Genomic DNA, 6,372 nt, shown 5'->3' with positions numbered 1-6,372 from the left:
CGGGCACGCGGCAGGCCGGATTCCAGCATGCCACGCTCGATCAATTCATCACCGATGGCCTCGATCTCGCTGGCCACGGTCTCGAGGAAGGTGGCGCGCTCCTCCAGGCCGGTTTCGCGATAGCGATCGAACGCCTGCCAGGCCAGTTCACAGGCCTGCTCGACCTCCGCCTGGCTGCCACTGGGGTAGCCCGGTTCCAGCGTCTCGCCGGTGGCCGGATTGATGCCGTGGATGGAGCGGCCAGAGGCCAGTACCGCCTGGCTGCCGATCAGTTGCTTGCCTTCAAGTTGCACGTTGTCGCTCCGCTTGCTTGTTGTTGAATTCGATGGTTGCTGAATTCGGTTATCGTGAAATCACAGGATATGTGAGGCGGGAACAGTCCCCGCCAGCCGATAGATGCGTACGGCGTTGTCATGCAGGATCGCCTGGCGAGCGTCCGGTGCAGCATCGGCGATGGCTTGTTCGACCATCGCCAGCCAAGTGGCGTAACTGACATTGAGGCCAGTCACCGGGAAGTTGCTGGCGAAGATGCAGCGCTCGGCACCGAAGATATCGATGGCCTCGGCCAGCACATCGATATTGCGCTGCTCATGCCAGGCGGCCATGGGGCTGCCCAGCTCCGAGAGTTTGACCGCGACATTGGGATTGGCAGCCAGCGCGCGCATGCCCTCGCGCCAGCGTGCCAGGCCAGGTTCGCTGCGATCCCAGGGCAGACCGGTATGGTTGAGGATCACCCGCAGCGCCGGTGTCCCCTCCAGCACTCTGGCGGCATCCGCGAGGTGCCAGGCAGGCACGCGCAGGTCCCAGCTCAAGTCGCGCTCCTCAAGCATGCGCAGGCCACGAATCCAGCCCGTATCCTGCAACGAGCCGCTGGCCCCCAGAGTACTTTGGTACTGATCTGGTCGAGCGGCGGTTACCGGCTTGGCACGTACACCACGAAACAACGCTGAGCGCATCTGGCGCTCGAGCTGCGCCTCGCAGGCCGGATCGGCGAAAGCCGCCCAGCCCACCAGTGCGCAGGGCAATTCCTGCTGCTGCGCCAGCCGAGTCAGCCATTCGGTCTCGACTTCCGGTTCGCCGCGCGCCGATTCGGCTTCACAGTGCACCGTGCCGGCCAGCCGATAACCGGCCGGAATCTGGTGACGTAGATCGGACGGCAGGAACGGCTGGCGAATCCGGCTGTAGTCACCGAGGAAGAAATGGCCATCCACGTCATCTTCCAGCCACGGATATTGCACACTGCCATCCAGCGCCCAGAAGTGATGATGGCTATCGATCAGCACTTGTTCACTCATCACGATGTCCTCAGCCCGCCAGCCAATAAAGCGGTGCGGTAATGATCTGTGGGAAGGCCACGAACAGCAGCAACAATACAAGATAGGCCAGCATGAACGGCATCACACCGGAGACGGCCTTCTCGAACTTGAGCTGGCCAACGCTGGTGATGACATTGAGCACATTGCCCACCGGCGGCGTGATCAGGCCGATCGCACAGTTGAGCACGAACATGATGCCGAAATAGACCGGATCGATACCGGCGATCTTCACAATGGGCATCAGGATCGGCGTCAGCACCAGGATGGTCGGCGTCAGATCCATGACCATGCCGACAATCAACACGATGGCCATGATCGCCAGCATCAGCAGGCGGGGGTTATCGGCCAGCGGTGCCAGCATGTCCGCCACCAGCATCGGCAACTGGGCAATGCTGATCAGCCAGGAGGCAACACTGGCCGCCGCCACCAGAAACATGACGATGGCCGTGTTGCGTGCCGCCTGCACGAGGACGTCATAGAGTCCGGAGAGGTCCAGCTCACGGTAGATCAGTGTGGAGATGATGATGGCATAGACCGCCGCGACCACACCGGCCTCGGTAGGAGTGAACACCCCGGTCTTGATCCCGCCGATGATGATCACCGGCAGCAGCATGGCCCAGAAGCTCTTGCGCAGTGCGCGCAGACGCTCGGCGCCGGTGGCCTTCTTCGCCACCACCAGATCTTCCTTACGGGTGATCAGCATCCAGATCACCACCAGGGTCACGCCCATGATCAGGCCCGGTACGATACCGGCAAGGAACAGCTTGCTGATCGAGATGCTGCCCGCGACACCGATGATGATCAGCGGAATCGAGGGTGGAATGATCGGCGCGATAATGCCGCCGGCGGCCATCAACCCCGCCGAGCGGCCCTGGGGATATCCCGCCTCACGCATCATCGGCAGCAGCATAGAGCCCAGCGCAGCGGTATCGGCCACCGCCGAGCCGGACAGGCTGGCCATGACGATGGCGGCGAAGATGGCGACAAAGCCCAACCCGCCCTTGCGATGCCCCACCAGACTCATGGCCAGCATGACGATGCGCTTCGACAACCCGCCCCGTGACATGACCTCCCCGGCGACAAGGAAGAACGGTATCGCCAGCAGGGTATAGCTGTCGGCGCCATTGACCAGGTTCTGGGCGAGGATCTGCGAATCGAACAACCCCAGATGCAGCATCAGCACCACGGCGCTGACCAGCAACGCAAAGGCAATCGGCAGACTCAGGCCAATCGAGGCCAGCAGTGAGGTAAGAAACAGACCAATGGTCATGACGAAACCTCCTGTGCTCGCTCTTGAGACGGATCTTGAGACCGGGGCTGCCTGAGCAGATGCCGTGGTGCCAGCAGGCGAAACACCAACAGGATCGACATCAGTACACCGGCGATCAGTCCGGCGAGATAGAACACGCCCACCGGCACACCACTGATCGGCGACAGATTATTCCAGTTGAGCAGGGTCTGAGCGTAGCTGCCCTTGACCAGCATCAGGCAGCAGCCCAGCATCACCAGCGTCACCAGGCGCCCCAGCAACGCCTGCACCGGGGCCGGTAGACGATCGGAAAAGGTGGTGACGCTGAGGTGCTCATGGCGCATCAACCCCACCACCGTGCCGATAAAGGTGACCCAGACAAACAGGAATCGCGATAGCTCGACACTGACCGAGATACCGCTGTTGAACCCGTAGCGCAGCACCACATTGGTGAAGACCAGCGCAATCATGGCAACCAACGCCAACACCATCAGCAGATTCAGGACTCGCTCGGTCTGGCGCGACAGACAGCCAAGGGCTGCCTGAATCGAACCTTTCCGCGGATGTGACGGGCTATGCGGCGAGCTGGACATGGAATTATCCTCCGGGGCGGATCAGCGGCTTTCGGCCAGCGCGGCATCAAAGGCACTCAGCGTCGCCTCGCTGATCTCGGCACGATGCTCCTCGATCACCGGCATCAGCCGCTCACGCATCAGCTGGCGTTCTTCCAGCGGTACCTCATTGATGCTCATCTGGTCCTGCAGACGGGCCAGCAGAGTATCGTTGAGTTCACGGCTGACCTGGCGCTGATAGAGCGCGGCCTCCCGCGATACGTCACGCACCAGTTGCTGCTGCTCCTCGCTGAGGCTATCGATGAAGCGCTTCGAGGCAATCAGTACCTGAGCGTCATAGGCGTGGCCAGTCTGGGACAGATAGCGCTGGACCTCGTAGAAGCGCTTGCTGTCGATCACCGTGAAGGGGTTTTCCTGACCATCCACGGTGCGGGTTTCCAGCGCGGTGAACAGTTCATTGACCGGCATCGGGATGGCGTTGGCCCCCAGGCCGTTGAACATGTCGATATACAGCTCGTTCTGCATGGTGCGAATCTTCAACCCGTCGATATCATCGGCGGTTTCCACTGGGTGACGGCTGTTGGTGATATGCCGGAAACCGTTGTCCCAGTAGTCCAGACCGACGATGCCCTTGTCGGCGAGGCTGTCGAGCAGTGTGCGACCCGCCAGGCCATCCAGCACAGCGTCAACCTGGGTTGCATTGTCGAACTGGAACGGCAGACTGATCACGCTGAAATCCGGGTTGAGACTGGCCAGGGTGGCGGTGGATGGCACATTGAATTCCAGGGTGCCGGCCTGCAGCATCGACGCCAGATTGACGTCGTTGCCGAGCACGCCATTGCCGAACACCTGGACCTCGATCTCGCCGTTGCTCTGCTCGGTCAGCAGCTCGGCAAACTTGCGTGCGCCCAGCGTCTGCGGATGGCTATCCGGCAGGCTGGTGGCGATCCGCGCAGTGATGGCGGCCAGCGCATCGGCACTGGCCAGCGCCAAACCCAGGGCCAGTACCGTTGCCGGTAGGGTACGAAATACGTTCATCAGGCATGACTCCTTATTCTTCTGATTATTCAGGTCCTGCGTTGAGACAACACCAGGGGAACCGTGGCACTTTCTCGGGTCATGGTGCTGCTCGTTGCCGACTCTTTTCATAGCGAGTAGCAGCGCATGGCGTTATCGCACAACAGCGCCAGACGCTCCTCCCGGGAGAGCCCTGCACTGAGCTCCTTGAAGGCGCTGAACAGCGCATCGAGATCGGTCACCAGGCTATCCACCGGAAAATTGCTGGCAAACATGCAACGCTCCGTGCCCATCACCTCGAAGGCGGTGTGAATCAGTGCACGGTTGTCTTCGATGCGCCAGGACTCACCCGCCATGCCGATTCCCGACAACTTGAGCATCAGTTGGGGAAAGGCCGCGACCCGGCGCAACTGAGCCTCCCAGCCACGCAGGGTTTCAGGGTCGCGATCTCCCGGCACACCGGCATGGTTGATCACCACCGGCACCTCGGGATGACGTTCGAGCAATGGCACCAGTTCATGCAGGTGCCACCAGGGCACCTGCAACTCGAAAATCAACCCATGGCGCGCCAGTGCCGCATAGCCCCGCTGGTAGTTCGGGCAACCCAGGGAGCCCGGTAGTGCCTCGGCCCGGTCGGGGCGATACTCGCTGCGCGGCAGGCTGGCGGGCTTGTGACGTACCCCCTTGACCATCGGCCACATACTCAGCCGTGCCAGTTGCGCCTCGACGTCCTGACGGTCCAGCCAGGCCTGAGCCACCATGGCGTTGGGCCAGCCATCCCGTTGGTGCAATTCATGAATCCAGCGCGCCTCGGCTATCGCCTCCCCGGTCTGCCACTCCGCTTCCATGTAGACACAGCCCATGACCCGGTGCTCACCACACAACTGCCGGTATTCTTCAGGCAGAAAAGGGCGACGAATCGCGCTGTAGTCTCCATAGCGAAAGGCGATCATCGGCTCATCGCACAACCAGGGATGGTAGTTGGCCACGGGATCCCAGAAATGCAGGTGTGCATCGATAATCGGTAGATCCCGATCATCACCGCTGTCGAGAAAGCGCTGACGCCACGACTCGAGTTCGAGTTCGAGTGCCATTGAAGATCCCTCCCTCCCGCCTATTGCGCCGCGGGCCGCGCCGCTTCGATGGCCTCGATCAACTCGGTGCCGTATTTCTCGGCGAAGCTGGCCTGAACCGGCTCGGCGACGATCTCGCGCATCGAGGCACGATCGGGGGCCTCAACCACCTGCATGCCCTGTTCCTTGAGGAACTCGAGATCACCGGTCAGACGGTCGGCGAGTTCCGTACGCTCGAACTGGGCGGCCTCGATGGCGGCATCCACCAGCAATTGCTGCTGCTCAGCGCTCAAGCTGTCGAACTTCGCCTTGTTCATCACCAGAGGCGCGGCCGTGTAGGCATGAGCGGTCAGCGACAGGTGATCCTGTACCTCGTAGAAATTGGCCGAACGAATCAGGCTGACCGGATTCTCCTGGCCATCGACGGTGCGGGTTTCCAGCGAGGTGAACAGCTCGGTGAATGGCATCGGTGTCGGGTTGGCGCCCAACGCCTCGAAGGCGGCGATATGCGCTGGATTGGGCGTGGTGCGCAACTTCAGGCCCTCGATATCGGCCGCGCTCTCGACGGGGTGGCGGGAGTTGGTCAGGTTACGGAAACCGATCTCCCAGAACGCCAGCCCCTTGAGCTCATGCTCACCGAGCCGGTCGAGCAGCGACTGGCCGATCTCGCCATCCAGCACGGCATAGGCGTGGTCGTAGTCATCGAACAGAAACGGCAGGTCCAGCACATTGAGCTCACCCACCAGGCCGGTGAAATAGGGATTGCCGGTCAGCACGATATCCACCTGGCCACCCCGAGCATTGGCCACCTGGGCGCTGTCGCTGCCCAACTGACCATTGGGGAACACTCGTACCTGCAACTCACCGTCGCTACGTTCGTTGACCAGCTCGGCAAAGTGCTCCGCCGCCAGGTGCTGGGCATCCTCCACCGGATGGGTATGGGCGAAATTCAGAGTGGTGGCCGCCATGGCCGTCAACGGCATGGCGGCCAGGACCGCGGTCAGGGCCGCGAAACGGGTTGCACGATTGATGACATCAAAGGGGATACCATTCAGACGGATTACCTCAAGGGGCTTTCTCATTGTTGTTACCTCGATCATCAGGGGTTCCCCGGCCGATCTGGCCGAGGAGATCATGGGTACACG

General features: G+C 61.6%; 7 protein-coding genes. All 7 read right to left on the bottom strand.

Annotated elements, in window-relative coordinates:
• A partial coding sequence (locus BUE38_RS11960) for an aldehyde dehydrogenase family protein (protein WP_143166292.1) occupies positions 1-293 on the bottom strand: 293 nt, incomplete at its 3' end.
• Between the two features lie 60 nt (positions 294-353).
• Positions 354-1,295 carry an amidohydrolase family protein gene (locus tag BUE38_RS11955; RefSeq protein WP_073435418.1) on the bottom strand — a complete coding sequence of 314 codons (942 nt, stop codon included), beginning with the start codon at positions 1,293-1,295 and terminating at the stop codon, positions 354-356.
• A 10-nt stretch (positions 1,296-1,305) separates the two neighbouring features.
• Complete coding sequence (locus BUE38_RS11950; protein ID WP_073435417.1) at positions 1,306-2,586, bottom strand: TRAP transporter large permease subunit; 1,281 nt, start codon at positions 2,584-2,586, stop codon at positions 1,306-1,308.
• Positions 2,583-3,158: a TRAP transporter small permease gene (locus BUE38_RS11945; RefSeq protein ID WP_200802177.1), complete on the bottom strand. Its 576-nt coding sequence runs from the start codon at positions 3,156-3,158 to the stop codon at positions 2,583-2,585. The genes BUE38_RS11950 and BUE38_RS11945 overlap by 4 nt, the downstream gene beginning before the upstream one ends.
• 21 nt (positions 3,159-3,179) lie before the next feature.
• Positions 3,180-4,175 carry a TRAP transporter substrate-binding protein gene (locus BUE38_RS11940; protein WP_073435416.1) on the bottom strand — a complete coding sequence of 332 codons (996 nt, stop codon included), beginning with the start codon at positions 4,173-4,175 and terminating at the stop codon, positions 3,180-3,182.
• Positions 4,176-4,282: 107 nt separating this feature from the next.
• The gene (locus tag BUE38_RS11935) at positions 4,283-5,248 is read right to left on the bottom strand and encodes an amidohydrolase family protein (protein WP_073435415.1); all 966 of its coding nucleotides are present in this window, start codon (positions 5,246-5,248) and stop codon (positions 4,283-4,285) included.
• 20 nt (positions 5,249-5,268) lie between these two features.
• Positions 5,269-6,309 (bottom strand): TRAP transporter substrate-binding protein, encoded by a 1,041-nt coding sequence (locus tag BUE38_RS11930; protein WP_084541909.1) that lies wholly within the window; start codon positions 6,307-6,309, stop codon positions 5,269-5,271.
• Positions 6,310-6,372 lie beyond the last annotated feature (63 nt).

Source organism: Halomonas cupida (assembly GCF_900142755.1).
Classification (GTDB): Bacteria; Pseudomonadota; Gammaproteobacteria; order Pseudomonadales; family Halomonadaceae; genus Halomonas; species Halomonas cupida.
This window is presented reverse-complemented; position numbering and strand designations above follow the sequence as displayed.